Genomic DNA, 14,596 nt, shown 5'->3' with positions numbered 1-14,596 from the left:
TCTGAAGGATCTGACCCATGGCCAACTACGACGTGATCATCATCGGCTCCGGCCCCGGCGGCTATGTCTGCGCCATCCGATGCGCACAGCTGGGGCTGAAAGTGGCCTGTGTCGAGGGGCGCGAGACGCTGGGCGGCACCTGCCTGAACGTGGGCTGTATCCCGTCGAAAGCGCTGCTGCACGCGAGCCATATGCTTCATGAGGCCGAGCATAATTTCGCGGCCATGGGCCTGAAGGGCAAGAGCCCATCGGTCGACTGGAAGCAGATGCTCGCCTACAAGGAAAAAACCATCGGTCAAAATACCAGCGGCATCGAATTTCTGTTCAAGAAGAACAAGATCGACTGGTTGAAGGGGTGGGGCTCGATTCCAGAAGCGGGCAAGGTCAAAGTCGGGGATGATGTGCATGGTGCCAAGAATATCATCATCGCATCCGGGTCCGAGCCCGCATCTCTGCCCGGCGTCGAAGTGGACGAAAAGGTCGTGGTGACATCGACCGGCGCGCTGGAGCTTGGCAAGGTGCCAAAGAAGATGGTGGTGATCGGTGCGGGCGTGATCGGCCTGGAGCTTGGGTCGGTCTATGCTCGGTTGGGCTCGGAGGTAACGGTGGTGGAATTCCTGGATGTCGTCACGCCGGGGATGGATGCCGAAATCCAGAAAACCTTCCAGCGCACCTTGAAAAAGCAGGGGCTGACCTTCGTTATGGGCGCTGCCGTGCAAAAGACCGACGCATCGAAAACCAAGGCGAAGGTGACCTACAAACTGCGCAAGGATGACAGCGAACACGTGATCGATGCCGACGTTGTTCTGGTCGCAACCGGCCGCAAACCTTACACCGAGGGGCTTGGCCTCGATGCGGTCGGCGTCAAAATGACGGAGCGCGGCCAGATCGCGGTAAACGGAAAGTGGGAAACCAACGTGCCCGGCATCTATGCCATTGGCGACGTGATAGAAGGTCCAATGCTGGCCCACAAGGCCGAGGACGAGGGCATGGCGGCAGCAGAACAGGTGGCTGGCAAACATGGACATGTGAACTATGGCGTGATCCCCGGTGTCATCTACACACATCCGGAGGTCGCCAATGTCGGCGCAACCGAAGAGGAACTGAAAGAGCAAGGGCGCAACTATAAAGTCGGCAAATTCTCCTTCATGGGGAACGGGCGCGCCAAAGCGAATTTTGCCGGGGACGGTTTTGTAAAAATCTTGGCGGACAAAGACACGGACCGAATTCTTGGCGCTCATATCATCGGCCCGGCGGCGGGCGATCTGATCCACGAGATTTGCGTTGCCATGGAGTTCGGCGCGTCCGCCGAAGATCTGGCGATGACCTGCCATGCGCACCCAACCTACTCGGAAGCAGTGCGCGAAGCTGCATTGGCTTGTGGCGACGGTCCCATTCATATGTGACGAAGAGGTGGCCTGAAGCCCACCTTACCTGCTGGCAGCACCTTTTCGTCTGGCAGGTAAGGTGGGCTTCAGGCCACCTTCTGGCTCACCACATCGTTTTGGCGGCCCGTGCGCCCCAAGCCGCGTCATAGGGGGCTCCCCCCTCCTCGCCATTTGACACTTCGGCAAGTATCTGTCCGACCGTCGGTAAGTCGGGCGCCGCAGCTTTCGTTTCCCACACAGCGGCACGCATCAACGCACGAGCGCATTGCGTGTAGATTTCTTTGATCTCGACTATGATGACAGTCGTGGGCAGTCTGCGGTCTTTTTCAAAACGTTCCCGCATATCCATATCTGCGGTCAGATATGCACGCCCATTGATCCGAACCACATTGTTTGATCCCGGAACAATGAACATCAGCGAAACACGGCCATCCGCAACAATGTTGCGCAGTGAATCCAAGCGGTTGTTGCCGCGCCAGTCCGGCAGGGCCAGTGTGCTCGGATCAATCTCCTGTACCACGGGTCCGTCATCTCCCCGAGGGCTGCCATCTGTCCCCTCCGGGCCAACGGTGCTGAGCACGCAGAGCTTTGAGGACATGATCCATTTTCGGTAGAGCGGCGTCATGACAGGTGCGACCTTGCGCAGGGATGCCGCGCCCGGTGTGCCGTAAAGCGCCAACAGCGCCTCAAGCGTTTCAATCCGCGTGACTGTGTCCGTCATATGTGAACCCCGCTTCCGCCATCAAGGCATCCGACTTTTCTTCCACCATGGTTTCCAGTGTTGTCATGAAGGCGTCGCGGGTTTGCCCCGGCTCTATCACAGGCAGGAATTCCACCACTGCAACGCCGGGTTTTCGCAGCATGCCCCTTTTCGGCCACAGCACGCCCACGTTCGTTGCAACGGGCACGCAGGGCTGGCCCAGTTGCTCGTAGAGCACGGCAGTGCCGACCTTGTAGGGCAATCTGGCGCCTGGCGCGACGCGGGTGCCCTGTGAATAGATGATCAGTTGCCCGGCCTCCGCACGGCCCGCATTCACGTCCGACACCATCTTTTCAATCGCGGCGCCACGCTTACCCCGATCCACGGCAACACATCCCAACCGCCTTGCGTATTGCCCGATGATGGGCGTCATCAGGATTTCCTTCTTCATGATGAACTTGGCCGCGGGTAGCGCTGTGAAGATCATCATGATGTCCAGAAACGACTGATGCTTGGCCGCGATCAGTGCTTCCCCCTGCGGAACGGTGCCCCGGACTTCGCAGCGCATACCGACCATCCAACTGGCAGTCCAAAACACATAACGCGAGTAGGTTTTACACGCCGCATACGCCCCCCGGCGGCTGAACATCGCCCAGGGTGCAAATCCCAGACCGATGATGGGCATGGCGATGTACATTTGGGTGATGAAAATGACCGATCGAATATATTGGATCATCAGGCCAACCTTTTCAAAGCACGGTTTGCTGCGGTTCCCGTCGCGACAAAGGCCACGAAGGCCGAAAGCAGGGGGATCAGGAAGGGCAAAAACCAATGCCAGCCCTGGAACCCGAGACCTGTGAGGAATCCGGCTGTGTCAGAAGCTTTGGGCAGTAGGGAAACCGTCCCCATGGCAAGGACGGTGCCAATGATCGCACCCCCGAAGGCCCGAAGGGTAAAGCGGCGAATGAAGGCTTGTGCGATGTAGCGATCCGTGGCCCCCACCAGACGCAAGACCGCAATGACTTGCGCATTTGCAGCCAACGCAGTGTTCGCGGCCAACGTCACCATGACCGCCACGCTGGCGCCCAGAAGCACGGCGGAAATCCAGCCCAGGAGGCGCAGTCTGTTCGCAGCGGCGACCAGAGGTGCACGCCACCGGCTGTGGTCATCGAGAACAGCGCCTGGCACCTCCGCCGCCAACCGCAACCGCAACCCGGCCGCGTCAAAGCCGCTGTCTTCTTCGATCACCTCGATCAACTGGGGAACCGGGAGCGCCTGCAAGTCCAGCTCTGCGCCAAACCAGGGGGCCAGCAACGCCTGTTGTTCGGCATCGTCCAGGGCGCGCGCATAGGCCACACCCGCGGTGGTTTCGAGAATGCTCAGGGCTGCCTCGGTCTGGACCGGCCGCTGGTCCAGCGGCGCCACGATCCGAATGGTCGAGGACCGCGCAAGCTCATCTCCCCACCGGGCCGCAAGGCGACCGGATGCCAGCGAGAGTGCCATGGCAAAAACAGCCAGAAAAGCCATCGCGGCAGCGGCAAAAATCGTCAACTGCGCCGTGAAACCGGACGGCGGCACCACGCGATCGGCCTGCTTGTCACCAAGAACGAGGCGTTTGAGAGCGATGCGGGTCACCTTCACAGATCCGCGCCAGCGAGCTGTACACGACCGTTTGCTATGCGCAGAACCCGCGCTTGAATCTGGCTTTTGGCGGCTCGGATCAAGCTGAGATCGTGGGTGGCAATCAGCACGGTTTTGCCCATCTTGTTGAGTTCGACCAAAAGGCGCAGAAGCCTCTGCGACATCTCCCAGTCCACGTTACCGGTGGGTTCATCTGCCAGGACGACATCCGGCGACATGATCACCGCACGGGCAAGGGCGGCGCGCTGACGCTCTCCCCCCGAAAGCTCAGGCGGCACAGCCTCAGCACGGTGGGTCAGTCCCACCCAGGCCATGAGTTCGGTCAGATCATCCTGCCCGGCGCTCGTGGGGCGCCCGGACACGGTAAGCGGTAATGCGATGTTTTCCGAAACCGTCAGATGATCCAGAAATCGGCAATCCTGATGCACGACCCCCATGCGCCGACGCAACAGCGCGATGTCATCCCGCTCCAACCGGGAGACATCATCACCGAACAGCGTGACATCGCCGGAGGTCGGCAATAACGCGCCGTAACACAGCTTGAGCAAGGTGGTCTTGCCCGCACCGGAGGGTCCGGTCAGAAAGTGAAACGAACCCGGCGCCAGCTTGAGTGAAATCTCAGATAAAAGCGCGCCGCCCCCATAGCTGTAGGCGACATTTTCCAGCTCAAGCACGCGGCCCCCGTTTTTTTGTTGCGCTTTTGTGCCCCAGTGGCGGTCTGGTTTCAATGCATCACTTGCAAGCTTTGTGCACAGTTAACACTTTTCGCACGACCGGGATGTCAATATGGTGCAGAAAAACAATAAACGAAGCGGGGTAACCATGAAGCAGGACCTGACATGCGCTTGATTTGTCCGAATTGCGATGCGCAATACGAAGTGCCCGATGACGTCATGCCGCCGGACGGGCGGGACGTGCAGTGTTCAAACTGTGGCCAGACATGGTTTCAGGCGCATCCGGACGCAGAGCAGGAAGAACAGGAAGCGCTGAGCAAGACAGCCGAGGAAGATGAAGAAGTTGTCTTCCCTGAAGAAGACAACGCCCCGGAACCTGAGCCAGAGCCGGAACCAGCGCCCGAGGAAGTTACCTCCTCAGAGGACAATCCACCACCATCAGAGTCCAAACCTGAGGCGGAGTTCGACGAGATACCGCCATCCCCGACGCGCAAACCACTGGACCCCGCTGTAGCAGACGTTCTGCGAGAAGAAGCCGAACTCGAGAAAAAAGCGCGGTCAAATGAAACAGCCGGAGGTGTAGAGAGTCAGCCTGATCTTGGGCTGACGGATGCCGATGGCAGTGACGAAGCGCGCAAACGCGCGCGTGAAACCCGCGACCGGATGGCACGCATGCGGGGCGAACCGCCATCGCTGCCGGTGGTAGAAGCCACCGCCGTCTCCGGCTCTCGTCGGGACTTGCTACCTGATATCGAAGAAATAAATTCGACGCTACGATCCAACAATGAAAGATCTCCGGGCGATGACCCCGGGCAAACAGCCCAGGTCGAAGCCCGTGAAAAACGCAGCTTTGGGCGTGGTTTCGTCTTGATGGTGCTCTTGGCCGCCATTCTCGCCTTGCTCTATGTTTTTGCACCGCAACTGGCCGAAGCCGTGCCACAAGCCGATCCGTGGCTCAGCGCTTACGTCGGGATCGTGGATCAATGGCGGATGTGGCTCGACACCAAGGTCGAGGCTGTGTTGGGATGGCTGGATGCTACCGCTGCTTCCAGCGGACAGTAATGAGTGGCCCTAGAACCGGTCCAAAAGACGCTTGAGATAGTTGCGTTCTTCTTCGGGACGTGCGGTTTCACCTGACCGACGACGGATTTCATCCAGAAGCTCCCGCGCACGACCATAGGCATCATCGTTCAGCGCAAGCGGCCCGGTGTCCCCATCCGCACCGGAATTTCCGGATTCGCGCCCCAGCGGGTCGCGGTTGTCTGCCCTGCGATCCGACTGCTGTGTACCTTGCCCCGGCTGTTGGTTCTGTTGCTGTTGCGCCATCATGTCGCCAAGCGCGCGCATACCTTCACGCAGCGCTTCCATCGCCTGGCCCTGATTGTCGATGGCTTCGGCCAGGTCATTGTCGCGCAGAGCGTCCTCGGCCCCTTCCATCGCACGTCCGGCCCGGTCCAACGCGTCCCGTGCGGCATCGCCTTCCGGCGTACCCGCACCCGGCAGATTGCCCTGCTGGCGGCGCAACTCATCGCGCAAGGCCTGCTGACGATCGGCGATTGAACCTTCGCTGCCCGGTCGCGGATCACCTGCGGATCCATCACCGCGTTCCTGCGGTTGACCCTGTTGCTCTCCGCCACCCTCGCCCTGACCAGACTGACCCTCGTGGCTCTGGCCACGGCCCTGCCCGCCGTTGCGCCCCTCGTTACCCTGGCTCTCGCCTGCCTGGGCACCGGGGTTGAATTGCTCCTGCAGATCGCGGAAGGCCTGATCGGACAGACCTTGTTGTTCGCGCAGTGTCTCGGACAGGCCTTCCATCGCCTGCTCGCCGGGGCTCTGCCCGCCCTGCCCTTGCTGGCCTTGGGTGACGCGCATGTTCTCCATCATCTGCTGAAGCTCTTGCAGCGCCTGCTGCGCTTCAGCCATGCGGCCCTGTTCCATCAGTTCCTGAATGCGGTCCATCATGCGCTGCAGGTCATCCTGCGTCATGGTCATGGTGTTTTCGTTTTGCGGGCCGCCGTTTTCGTCGTTTTGCTGACGTTGGCGCTCGGCCTGCCGCATCATTTGCTGCAGATAATCGTCCGTGGCGCGGCGCAACTCCTGCATCAGTTCCGCAATCTCCTCATCCGACGCGCCATTGCGGATCGCCTCGTTCAGCCGTTCCTGCGCCCGGCGCATGCGTTCGGCGGCATCGGCCAGATCACCTTCTTCGAGGATGATCGCCAGATCCCACATCTCCTGTGCGAGATCCTCCTGCATGTCATCGCTGAGCCCGTATTTGGCAAAGGTCTCCAACTGGCGAATGACCTTGCGCAGCCGCAGCGCATCGGTCTGCTTGCGGAATAATTCCTCGGGCAGATAGGCCGCAGCGCGCAGGATCTGGCTAATCCGCTTGTTGTTCTCACGCGACCAGAGCAGATCACGGCGTTGTTCGATCACCGCAGCCGCGACCGGATCAAAGAAACGCCGACCGGGCAGCACCATCGCGCGCGGCTCTGTCTCATAGGTCTGTTCCGCGCCATCCAGCGCGGACAGGCGCACGAACACCGGCAAGTTGGCCCATGGGTGCTCCGAGAAGTCCTCAATCAGATTTTCTTCGAACGCCCGGCGGTCCCCGGCTATGGGAGTGGGCAAGGGCACGATCAGATCGGGGCGTGTCTCGGGCGCGATGGTCAGGCCATGATGGCGAGTGACTGCGGCGAGATCGAGTGTGAACCGTGCCTCGCCGGCCTCGACCCCATAATCGTCGCGGGCCTCGAACGGCAGTGTCGTTTCTCCAAGAGCAGAGGCGGAAGGATCCTCCAGCACGGCAATCTGGGGCGGGCTGTCCGGGATGACTTCAACTTGCCAGCTGCGCCCACCGGGGCCGTTGATCGCGACCGTGCCGTCCTGCACCACGGTGAAATCCTGTGCCGGATCGGACGCCGGTGGCACCTCTGTCCGGCCGGAGACGGTTTCAGAAAGGGTCAGGGCGCCGACCTCACCGTAAAGGCGCAGGGTGATCAGACTGCCAACAGGCACGCGGAGCGCGCCTTCGGGAATATCATTGAGGTAGATCGTTGGCCGACCGGTGTATCTGGGACTTTCCGCCCAGCCTTCCCAGACCGGACCAGCGGCAAGCCCGCCACCGCCGGGCGTCATATCCGTCACCGACCCTACCCGCCAGATGGAGCCAAAGAGCAGGGCGATCCCAAAGAGCAAAACCGCCAGATAGCGCAGAGCGTAGGGATCACGGTAGGCAACACGCAGATCTGCGGGTACCGGCTCGGCCTCGGCGGCGCGGGCGGCCATACGTGCCTGATGCGCCCGCCAGACGGCGGTGGAGGCGGCATCCGCGGCCCCGATGGTCTGCGTATCCAGCAGGGCCTGCAACGGACGTCCCGGCAGGCTGGCATCCAATCGGGCAATGGCCTGGTCCCGTGTCGGCAGCCGGAACCGCATGAAGGCATATCCAAGCGTCGTCAGCGCACTGATACCGGCGAGAACGGCCAGGCCCCAGACGACTTCGATAGCAACCGTGTCCTGCAGGCCCAGCATGAGTGCGGCCAGCACAAACAGGCACACCGTCATCAGCGGCCAGAGGCTCTGCACGAAAGCTTCGGCGATCATGCCCAATCGGGTCAGCCGAAGGGGCCAGCGCACGGCCCTGAGGCTGCGGTCCGCATCGTGCCGGGAAAATGACGCCATCGGTTTCACTCCGCTTGTCTTCAATCCCGGGGATACGGGGTCAAAGCCATTCTGGAATGGTATCGCGATTTATCATTTCGTCAAAGGTCGGACGTCGGCGAATAACCGCAAATTGATCCTTATTCACCAGAACTTCGGGAATCAGGGGGCGGGAGTTGTATTCGCTGCTCATAACGGCGCCATAAGCACCCGCCGAGCGGAACGCGACAAGCTCTCCTTCGGCCACTGGTGGCATGTCCCGCTGCTTGGCAAAAGTGTCCCCGGATTCGCAAACCGGCCCCACAATGTCATAGGTCGCCTGCTCGGCGCCAGGCACCGGCTCAACAACCGGGATGATGTCATGGTAGGCCTCATACATGGCCGGGCGGATCAGATCGTTCATCGCGCCGTCGATGATCAGGAAATCGCGGCCCTCGCCGGATTTCACATAAATCACCTCGGACACCATGAGCCCGGCGTTTCCAGCGATCAGCCGCCCCGGTTCGATCTCGATTTCGCAGCCCAGATGACCCAGGGTGCGCTTGACCAGCGCGCCATAGTCCACGGGCAGCGGCGGCGCCTGATTGTCGCGCGCATAGGGAATGCCCAACCCGCCGCCCAGATCGAGGCGGCGAATGGCATGCCCATCGGCGCGCAGCACCTCGGTCAGCTCGGCGACTTTCTGATAGGCCAGCTCAAAGGGTGCAAGATCGGTCAACTGGCTGCCGATGTGCACATCGATGCCGATCACTTCCAGACCCGGTAGCGAGGCCGCAAGCGCATAGACCTCGCGGGCCCGTGATATCGGGATGCCGAACTTGTTTTCAGATTTGCCTGTCGCAATCTTCGCGTGGGTCTTGGCATCCACGTCCGGATTGACCCGGATCGTGATCGGCGCAACCTTGCCCATCGCGACGGCGGTGGCGTTCAGCACCTCCATCTCGGGTTCAGACTCCACATTGAACTGGCGGATACCGCCTTCGAGCGCGAGCCGAATTTCAGCGGCAGTCTTACCTACGCCGGAGAACACAATGCGGTCACCGGGCACGCCTGCGGCCTTGGCACGCCTGTATTCGCCCCCGGAGACAACGTCCATGCCCGCGCCGGCTTGTGCAAGGGTTTTCAAGATAGCCTGATTGCTGGCGGCCTTCATCGCATAGCAGACCAGATGGTCGATTCCGTCCAAAGCATCATCGAAAAGATGAAAATGCCGCAATAATGTGGCTGTCGAATAGACATAGAACGGCGTGCCAACCGCTTTTGCAATGTCGCTCACCGGCACATCTTCGGCATAAAGCGCACCATCGCGGTAGAGGAAGTGGTCCATGTCTTTGCCCTTGTTGAACGAGCATGCCTCATACCAGACGCTTCAGTTTACGCAATCACCTCGGGGCAAAACGCGTGTAGAGACAAAAAAAGGGCGGCATCCGCCGCCCTCTTCCCTTTGGCTCAGCGCCTTGGGTCAGTTTTTGCGCAATTTGCGACGGCGCGCGACCAGGCCGAAGCCACCAAGACCGGCAAGCATCAGCGGCAGCGCCGCGGGCACCGGAACCGCCGTCATACCATCGTCGAAGACCAATCGATCAACCGCACCCGACCCTTCAAAGAGGATCGAGAAGGAATCGTTTTGCTGAAGAAACGGTGATTGCGTCGCGAAGGTAAGCTGTGCCGCTTCGCTGTCCGCAAGACCGGCGATCACACCCAGGACGAAGTCACCTTCGCTGCTGGTGCTTGAAGAAAACGAGAAACGCCCGTCATCGATAGCAGAGGCGCCAAGCCAGGACAGCGGTCCACCCGACAACAGAGTGAATGTGATGGACCCGGTATTGGCCCTGTCATTGGCAAGATCACCATCCGCGTCGCTATTGCGTTGGCGGATCAGAACGTTGCCGCTCACGCCATTTGAACTGCTTCCGGCCACACCGCCCGGTACGATGTCTTCGTCGTTCCCGCAGTCGCTCGTCGCGTTCGAACCGACAGGACAGTTCGTGTCGAAGATGTTCGCACCCTCGGTGCTTCCACCCGACCAAGAGATACCAAATGTCCGACCAGCAAACTCATAAGACGTCCACGCGCCACCATTGCCAAGGTTCGCTTCGAGGTCTTCAAAGTCCATAACGAGGGATGCGGCGCTTGCTGTCTGCGCACCCGTAATTGCCAAAACCGCGACCGCAGCCGCCCTGAAAAATCCGTTCATCCCCAACTCCTTTAGAATCACTCGAAAAACACATCGGCCAAAATTGACCAGTCACCCAGTTTCGGCGAATTTTTGCCACATTTTAACAAAGATTAACAGAGTCCAACGACTTCAAGATGAGAACAATTTGTAGTATTTTTGGAAACAACCCTTTTAAACAACACGTTAGGCGGGAATTAACTCTCCCGCCCGGATCTCAGGAAGAGGTACAACGGCAGGCCGCAGCTTACGCCGATGCAAAAAGTAGCCGGAATCGCCAGCAGGTCCAACCAGCGGCGGCGACTGATGGCCTCCCAAAGCACCCATATCGTCAGGGTCGCAGCTGCGATCGTCAGATCCCACACCAACCCGCTTGATGCCGCGTTCGCGTGCCAGGCATTGACCATCGCCATCAGGTCATAGCCGTTTTCGTTAAACCATTGCAGGAAATAACTCATCGGGTGGATCGTGCCCCAGATCGCCAGCGCAAGCCAGATAAGGCGCAAAGGGGTCACCCTATTGGTCCTTTACATAGCCGATGATCGCCGTGCCGGAGAGGCGGATGCTTGCGTTGCTGTCCTGGGGTTCCGAGGCCGCAGGTTTCGCCGCTTGATTATGAGAGCCGGTACAAGCCGCCAAGGCAAAGACACATCCCAGAATTGCAGTGCAGCGCATCACAGCCCTAACCAGACTGAGATCGGGCCTTTACCGACGCCAACAGAGGCGCTGGGATAGATGCCGTTTTGATTGATGGTCACACCTCCGTTGACCTGCGGCGTGACCGGCTCGCCATCGGCCCCGCAAGCCGCAAGCGCCGTACACAGCAACAAAAGCGTCAGGCGGGTCATGCGATCTTCTCCTTCCAGCGGGCGATCTGAATACGCACCTGCTCCGGTGCGGTACCTCCATAAGAGGTACGGCTATTGACGGAATTTTCAACCCCGAGCACATCGAAGACCTCGGCCGTAATCCCGGCATGTACCGATGCCATATCGTCGAGAGTCAGGTCCGGCAAATCGCAGCCCTTGCTTTCGGCCATAGCGACAAGGCTGCCGGTGATGTGATGCGCATCGCGGAACGGCAGACCGAGGACGCGTACCAGCCAATCGGCCAGATCGGTTGCCGTAGAAAAGCCTGATCCGGCAGCGGCGGCAAGGCTGTCGCGATTGGCGGTCATGTCGGATACCATGCCGGTCATCGCCGCCAGCGACAGCATCAGGTTGTCGGCGGCGTCAAAGACCTGCTCCTTATCTTCCTGCATGTCCTTGGAATAGGTCAGCGGCAGCCCTTTCATCACCATCATCAGCGCAGTATTGGCGCCGAAAATCCGCCCGACCTTAGCGCGGATCAGCTCGGCAGCATCAGGGTTCTTTTTTTGCGGCATGATGGAGGAGCCGGTGGAAAACCGGTCACTCAGGGTTACAAAGCGGAATTGCGCCGAGGACCAGATCACCAGTTCTTCGGCAAAGCGGCTCAGGTGAACCGCGCAAATGCTCGCGGCTCCCAGAAACTCCAGGGCGAAATCCCGGTCGCTGACGGCATCCAGCGAGTTTGCCGCGGGGCTATCAAACCCAAGCGCCTCTGCCGTCATGTGCCGATCAATCGGGAAAGAGGTCCCCGCCAGCGCCGCAGCCCCCAGAGGCGAGGTGTTCATCCGCGCCCGCGCATCCCGCATGCGGCTCAGGTCGCGGCCAAACATCTCGACATAGGCCATCATGTGGTGGCCCCATGTGACCGGCTGCGCGGTCTGCAAGTGCGTAAACCCCGGCATGACCCAATCCGCGCCCGCCTCGGCCTGCGCCAGCAGCGCCGTGATCAGCGCAATCAACCCGCCTTCGGCGGCATCCAACTGGTCACGCACCCAAAGCTTGAAATCGGTTGCCACTTGATCGTTGCGGCTGCGCCCGGTGTGCAACCGCCCGGCAGGTTCGCCGATGATCTCTTTCAAACGCGCTTCGACATTCATATGGATGTCTTCAAGTGCTGTGGAAAACTGAAACGTGCCGGCCTCGATTTCTGACAAGACTGTGAGCAGGCCTTCCCGAATGGCCTCAACATCGCTAGCTTCCAAAATGCCGGTTGCCCCGAGCATCGCGGCATGCGCACGTGAGCCCGCAATGTCCTGTGCTGCCATACGTTTGTCGAAGCCAATGGAGGCGTTGATCGCCTCCATGATCGCATCCGGACCGGCAGCAAAACGACCGCCCCACATCTGGTTCGAGGTGTTGGCGGCACTGGAAGCGGGTGTGTCTGTCATCGGTCTGAACCCTTCGGAGGGGAAATGAAAAGAATATTTGCTGCGCTCGTTTATACGGCCCTTGGCGCAGGCGCAATCTTGGCTCCGGTGATGGCGCAGGCGGATCTGGCCGAAGCCGCACTTTTGCGTGACGGCGATATGAAAAAACTGGTCTTTCATGAGGTCCCCGAGGCGACTTCAGATGCCGCGTATCAATTGGCTGACGGCGCGGGCGAAGAGACTCTGGAGGCCTACAAGGGTAAGTACATCCTGCTGAATTTCTGGGCCACATGGTGCGCACCCTGCCGCAAGGAAATGCCGCAGCTCTCAGAGTTGCAGGCAGAATTTGGTGGAGAAGATTTCGAGGTGGTCACTATCGCAACTGGACGGAATTCCCCCGAGGGCATCAAAAAATTCTTTGCGGAAATCGGTGTCGACAACCTGCCGCGCCATCAAGACCCGCGCCAGTCTCTGGCCAGCCAGATGGGCATCTTTGGATTGCCAATTACCGTGCTGATTGACCGCGAAGGCCGCGAAGTCGCCCGCCTCCGTGGTGATGCCGACTGGTCCAGTGACAGCGCCAAGGCGGTAATCGCAGCCGTCCTTGCTGCAGGCGGCTAGGCCTTTTCAGGCGGCGTGCTGCAGTATCGCCGCCTCTGACGTGGTGAGGTTGCGTCGCACGTATCCGCCGTAGGTATGCGGATCAAAGGCCAAATCGGGATGACGGGCCAGCAGCCGCGCCTTGTCCGAGCTTTCCAGGGTGTGAAACGCCGCATTCGCCGGATGGAAGCTTTCCGTCGCCACGCCATTGGCCCAAACCACATTGTGGGAGGGCAGCAGCAGATGGATATAGGTCACATCGCGCACATTCAGATCAGTTGAGATACGCTGCCCGTCGATCAGGTCCTTGGCTGCAACCAGGACTTCAGGCGTGTTGAACAGATCATCTGCAACGGCACCGGTGATCAACATCCGGTGCTCCGGCGATACCAGCAGTTCCTGATCGGGCCGCTCGACACCCAATGCACCCGTGCGTATGCGTACAGGACGCAGTCTCGGCATTGCGAACAACCGCGCGCCGGTCATGCGCCGACTGCCGATCCACTCTATGGGCTGCGGGCCATTGTCCTTTGTCAGAATGTGATCACCGACCCGCAAGTCTTCCACCAATTGCGGACCAGCAGGCGTGTTGATGCGCGTACCTTCGGTAAAACAGATGACACCGCCGCTATCAGCTTCGCGCCCGAATGCCGGTTTCACCCCAAGCGTGTGGTGCACAATCCACAAATCCGTACCCCGTGGCGGGAGTTCATCGAGAAACATCAGCAAGGGCTGCGCGCCCCGTCCGATGTTGATCACCGTCACGGTATAACTCTGTGCGCCGTCGGTGACGACAAAACTGCTATCTGCAAGCTTGCTGGTATCGGTATCCCGCGTGGGATCATCCACCGGGCTCGCCTCCAGCGCGGCACCAACCAGCCTGTGCACCATCTTGGCTGCGCGCCTGCGCAATGTTTGAGATCCGTCTGCCCGGTCCAGCCGTAGTACGCCGGATGGACCGTCCACCTGCACCGCATCCCCCCGCCATGCCCAGGCTGCACCTACACTCAAGGATTGTACCGGTGCTGCCTCTAGACCATCGACTTCTGTTTGCGACCAGGAGATGACGAACGTGCCTCGAAAGCCCGTTTTCATTTGCCTGTCTGCCTGCCTTTTTATTCTTGCGATTTTGGTACCAAGCAGACGACAGCCTGTGAACAATAATTTTTACGAGATTCCAGAGTGTTGCAATTCGATCTCCATTGAAAACACTCACAGGTAGTTCAATTAAACACACTACTCTCAATGCGGGAATTCGGCACCTCAACGCCTCCCATTTCAGCATTTTGTGGCAAGCACGGACAGGTCCCACGCAGCCAGCCCATTCATTTCAGTGTCCGCGCCCATTGGATCGGACGACCACGCGTACCGTTCTCACTTACCAGCAATTCATGCAGGGGCTTTCGTTCAAGGCGCCGGATTAGAGCAGGAGAAAACGGATGAGGCGAAGGGCAGTTGCAATTCCAATAGTTAAAATCACCGCGTGGCGGGAGCGTTTTCTTGCACCACATCGTGCAT

15 protein-coding genes are annotated in these 14,596 nt (G+C 59.8%); 3 read left to right on the top strand and 12 right to left on the bottom strand.

Annotation, left to right across the window (positions count from 1 at the left end):
- Window positions 1-17: 17 nt before the first annotated feature.
- The gene (gene lpdA, locus Q1A07_RS12615; protein WP_299781198.1) at window positions 18-1,406 is read left to right on the top strand and encodes a dihydrolipoyl dehydrogenase; all 1,389 of its coding nucleotides are present in this window, start codon (window positions 18-20) and stop codon (window positions 1,404-1,406) included.
- A gap of 85 nt (window positions 1,407-1,491) precedes the next feature.
- Here lpdA and Q1A07_RS12610 read toward each other — a convergent pair whose 3' ends face one another.
- From Q1A07_RS12610 to Q1A07_RS12595, 4 genes are read right to left on the bottom strand one after another with little or no spacing between them, the layout of a single operon-like run.
- Window positions 1,492-2,109, bottom strand: a complete 618-nt coding sequence (locus tag Q1A07_RS12610) for a pyridoxamine 5'-phosphate oxidase family protein (RefSeq protein WP_299781196.1) — start codon at window positions 2,107-2,109, stop codon at window positions 1,492-1,494.
- Window positions 2,084-2,824 (bottom strand): 1-acyl-sn-glycerol-3-phosphate acyltransferase, encoded by a 741-nt coding sequence (locus Q1A07_RS12605; protein ID WP_299781194.1) that lies wholly within the window; start codon window positions 2,822-2,824, stop codon window positions 2,084-2,086. The genes Q1A07_RS12610 and Q1A07_RS12605 overlap by 26 nt, the downstream gene beginning before the upstream one ends.
- The gene (locus tag Q1A07_RS12600; protein WP_299781192.1) at window positions 2,824-3,729 is read right to left on the bottom strand and encodes an FtsX-like permease family protein; all 906 of its coding nucleotides are present in this window, start codon (window positions 3,727-3,729) and stop codon (window positions 2,824-2,826) included. Before Q1A07_RS12600 ends, Q1A07_RS12605 begins: the two co-directional genes overlap by 1 nt.
- Window positions 3,726-4,403, bottom strand: a complete 678-nt coding sequence (locus Q1A07_RS12595; protein ID WP_299781190.1) for an ATP-binding cassette domain-containing protein — start codon at window positions 4,401-4,403, stop codon at window positions 3,726-3,728. The genes Q1A07_RS12600 and Q1A07_RS12595 overlap by 4 nt, the downstream gene beginning before the upstream one ends.
- A gap of 165 nt (window positions 4,404-4,568) precedes the next feature.
- Between Q1A07_RS12595 and Q1A07_RS12590 the strand changes: the two genes are divergently transcribed.
- Window positions 4,569-5,465, top strand: coding sequence for a zinc-ribbon domain-containing protein (locus Q1A07_RS12590; protein ID WP_299781188.1), 897 nt, complete (start codon window positions 4,569-4,571; stop codon window positions 5,463-5,465).
- A gap of 9 nt (window positions 5,466-5,474) precedes the next feature.
- Here Q1A07_RS12590 and Q1A07_RS12585 read toward each other — a convergent pair whose 3' ends face one another.
- The 7 genes from Q1A07_RS12585 to argH form a co-directional block, all read right to left on the bottom strand.
- Window positions 5,475-8,087: a TIGR02302 family protein gene (locus tag Q1A07_RS12585; RefSeq protein WP_299781186.1), complete on the bottom strand. Its 2,613-nt coding sequence runs from the start codon at window positions 8,085-8,087 to the stop codon at window positions 5,475-5,477.
- 40 nt (window positions 8,088-8,127) lie between these two features.
- Window positions 8,128-9,393: a diaminopimelate decarboxylase gene (gene lysA, locus Q1A07_RS12580; protein WP_299781184.1), complete on the bottom strand. Its 1,266-nt coding sequence runs from the start codon at window positions 9,391-9,393 to the stop codon at window positions 8,128-8,130.
- A gap of 135 nt (window positions 9,394-9,528) precedes the next feature.
- A complete protein-coding gene (locus tag Q1A07_RS12575) occupies window positions 9,529-10,263 on the bottom strand; it encodes a VPLPA-CTERM sorting domain-containing protein (RefSeq protein WP_299781183.1) in 735 nt (244 codons plus the stop codon).
- Window positions 10,264-10,439: 176 nt separating this feature from the next.
- Window positions 10,440-10,748: a DUF2834 domain-containing protein gene (locus Q1A07_RS12570; protein ID WP_299781991.1), complete on the bottom strand. Its 309-nt coding sequence runs from the start codon at window positions 10,746-10,748 to the stop codon at window positions 10,440-10,442.
- A gap of 10 nt (window positions 10,749-10,758) precedes the next feature.
- Window positions 10,759-10,917, bottom strand: coding sequence for a hypothetical protein (locus Q1A07_RS12565; RefSeq protein WP_299781181.1), 159 nt, complete (start codon window positions 10,915-10,917; stop codon window positions 10,759-10,761).
- On the bottom strand, window positions 10,917-11,090 hold the full coding sequence (locus Q1A07_RS12560) for a hypothetical protein (protein ID WP_299781179.1): 174 nt from the start codon (window positions 11,088-11,090) through the stop codon (window positions 10,917-10,919). The genes Q1A07_RS12565 and Q1A07_RS12560 overlap by 1 nt, the downstream gene beginning before the upstream one ends.
- Entirely contained in the window at window positions 11,087-12,499 is a 1,413-nt protein-coding gene (argH, locus tag Q1A07_RS12555; RefSeq protein WP_299781177.1) for an argininosuccinate lyase, read from the bottom strand. The genes Q1A07_RS12560 and argH overlap by 4 nt, the downstream gene beginning before the upstream one ends.
- Before the next feature lie 24 nt (window positions 12,500-12,523).
- Here argH and Q1A07_RS12550 point away from each other — a divergent pair, with 24 nt between their 5' ends.
- Window positions 12,524-13,099 (top strand): TlpA disulfide reductase family protein, encoded by a 576-nt coding sequence (locus tag Q1A07_RS12550; RefSeq protein ID WP_299781175.1) that lies wholly within the window; start codon window positions 12,524-12,526, stop codon window positions 13,097-13,099.
- A 6-nt stretch (window positions 13,100-13,105) separates the two neighbouring features.
- On the opposite strand, the gene Q1A07_RS12545 is transcribed toward Q1A07_RS12550, so the two are convergent.
- Window positions 13,106-14,173 carry a Hint domain-containing protein gene (locus Q1A07_RS12545; protein ID WP_299781173.1) on the bottom strand — a complete coding sequence of 356 codons (1,068 nt, stop codon included), beginning with the start codon at window positions 14,171-14,173 and terminating at the stop codon, window positions 13,106-13,108.
- Window positions 14,174-14,596: the final 423 nt, after the last annotated feature.

The organism is uncultured Roseobacter sp. (genome assembly GCF_947492555.1).
Taxonomy (GTDB): domain Bacteria; phylum Pseudomonadota; class Alphaproteobacteria; order Rhodobacterales; family Rhodobacteraceae; genus Roseobacter.
This window is presented reverse-complemented; position numbering and strand designations above follow the sequence as displayed.

Coding starts and splice junctions, on each gene's coding strand:
- lpdA (WP_299781198.1), top strand. CDS start 18: ATGGCCAACTACGACGTGATCATCATCGGCTCCGGCCCCGGCGGCTAT.
- Q1A07_RS12585 (WP_299781186.1), bottom strand. CDS start 8,087: ATGGCGTCATTTTCCCGGCACGATGCGGACCGCAGCCTCAGGGCCGTG.
- Q1A07_RS12560 (WP_299781179.1), bottom strand. CDS start 11,090: ATGACCCGCCTGACGCTTTTGTTGCTGTGTACGGCGCTTGCGGCTTGC.
- Q1A07_RS12565 (WP_299781181.1), bottom strand. CDS start 10,917: ATGCGCTGCACTGCAATTCTGGGATGTGTCTTTGCCTTGGCGGCTTGT.
- lysA (WP_299781184.1), bottom strand. CDS start 9,393: ATGGACCACTTCCTCTACCGCGATGGTGCGCTTTATGCCGAAGATGTG.
- argH (WP_299781177.1), bottom strand. CDS start 12,499: ATGACAGACACACCCGCTTCCAGTGCCGCCAACACCTCGAACCAGATG.
- Q1A07_RS12610 (WP_299781196.1), bottom strand. CDS start 2,109: ATGACGGACACAGTCACGCGGATTGAAACGCTTGAGGCGCTGTTGGCG.
- Q1A07_RS12590 (WP_299781188.1), top strand. CDS start 4,569: ATGCGCTTGATTTGTCCGAATTGCGATGCGCAATACGAAGTGCCCGAT.
- Q1A07_RS12550 (WP_299781175.1), top strand. CDS start 12,524: ATGAAAAGAATATTTGCTGCGCTCGTTTATACGGCCCTTGGCGCAGGC.
- Q1A07_RS12605 (WP_299781194.1), bottom strand. CDS start 2,824: ATGATCCAATATATTCGATCGGTCATTTTCATCACCCAAATGTACATC.
- Q1A07_RS12575 (WP_299781183.1), bottom strand. CDS start 10,263: ATGAACGGATTTTTCAGGGCGGCTGCGGTCGCGGTTTTGGCAATTACG.
- Q1A07_RS12545 (WP_299781173.1), bottom strand. CDS start 14,173: ATGAAAACGGGCTTTCGAGGCACGTTCGTCATCTCCTGGTCGCAAACA.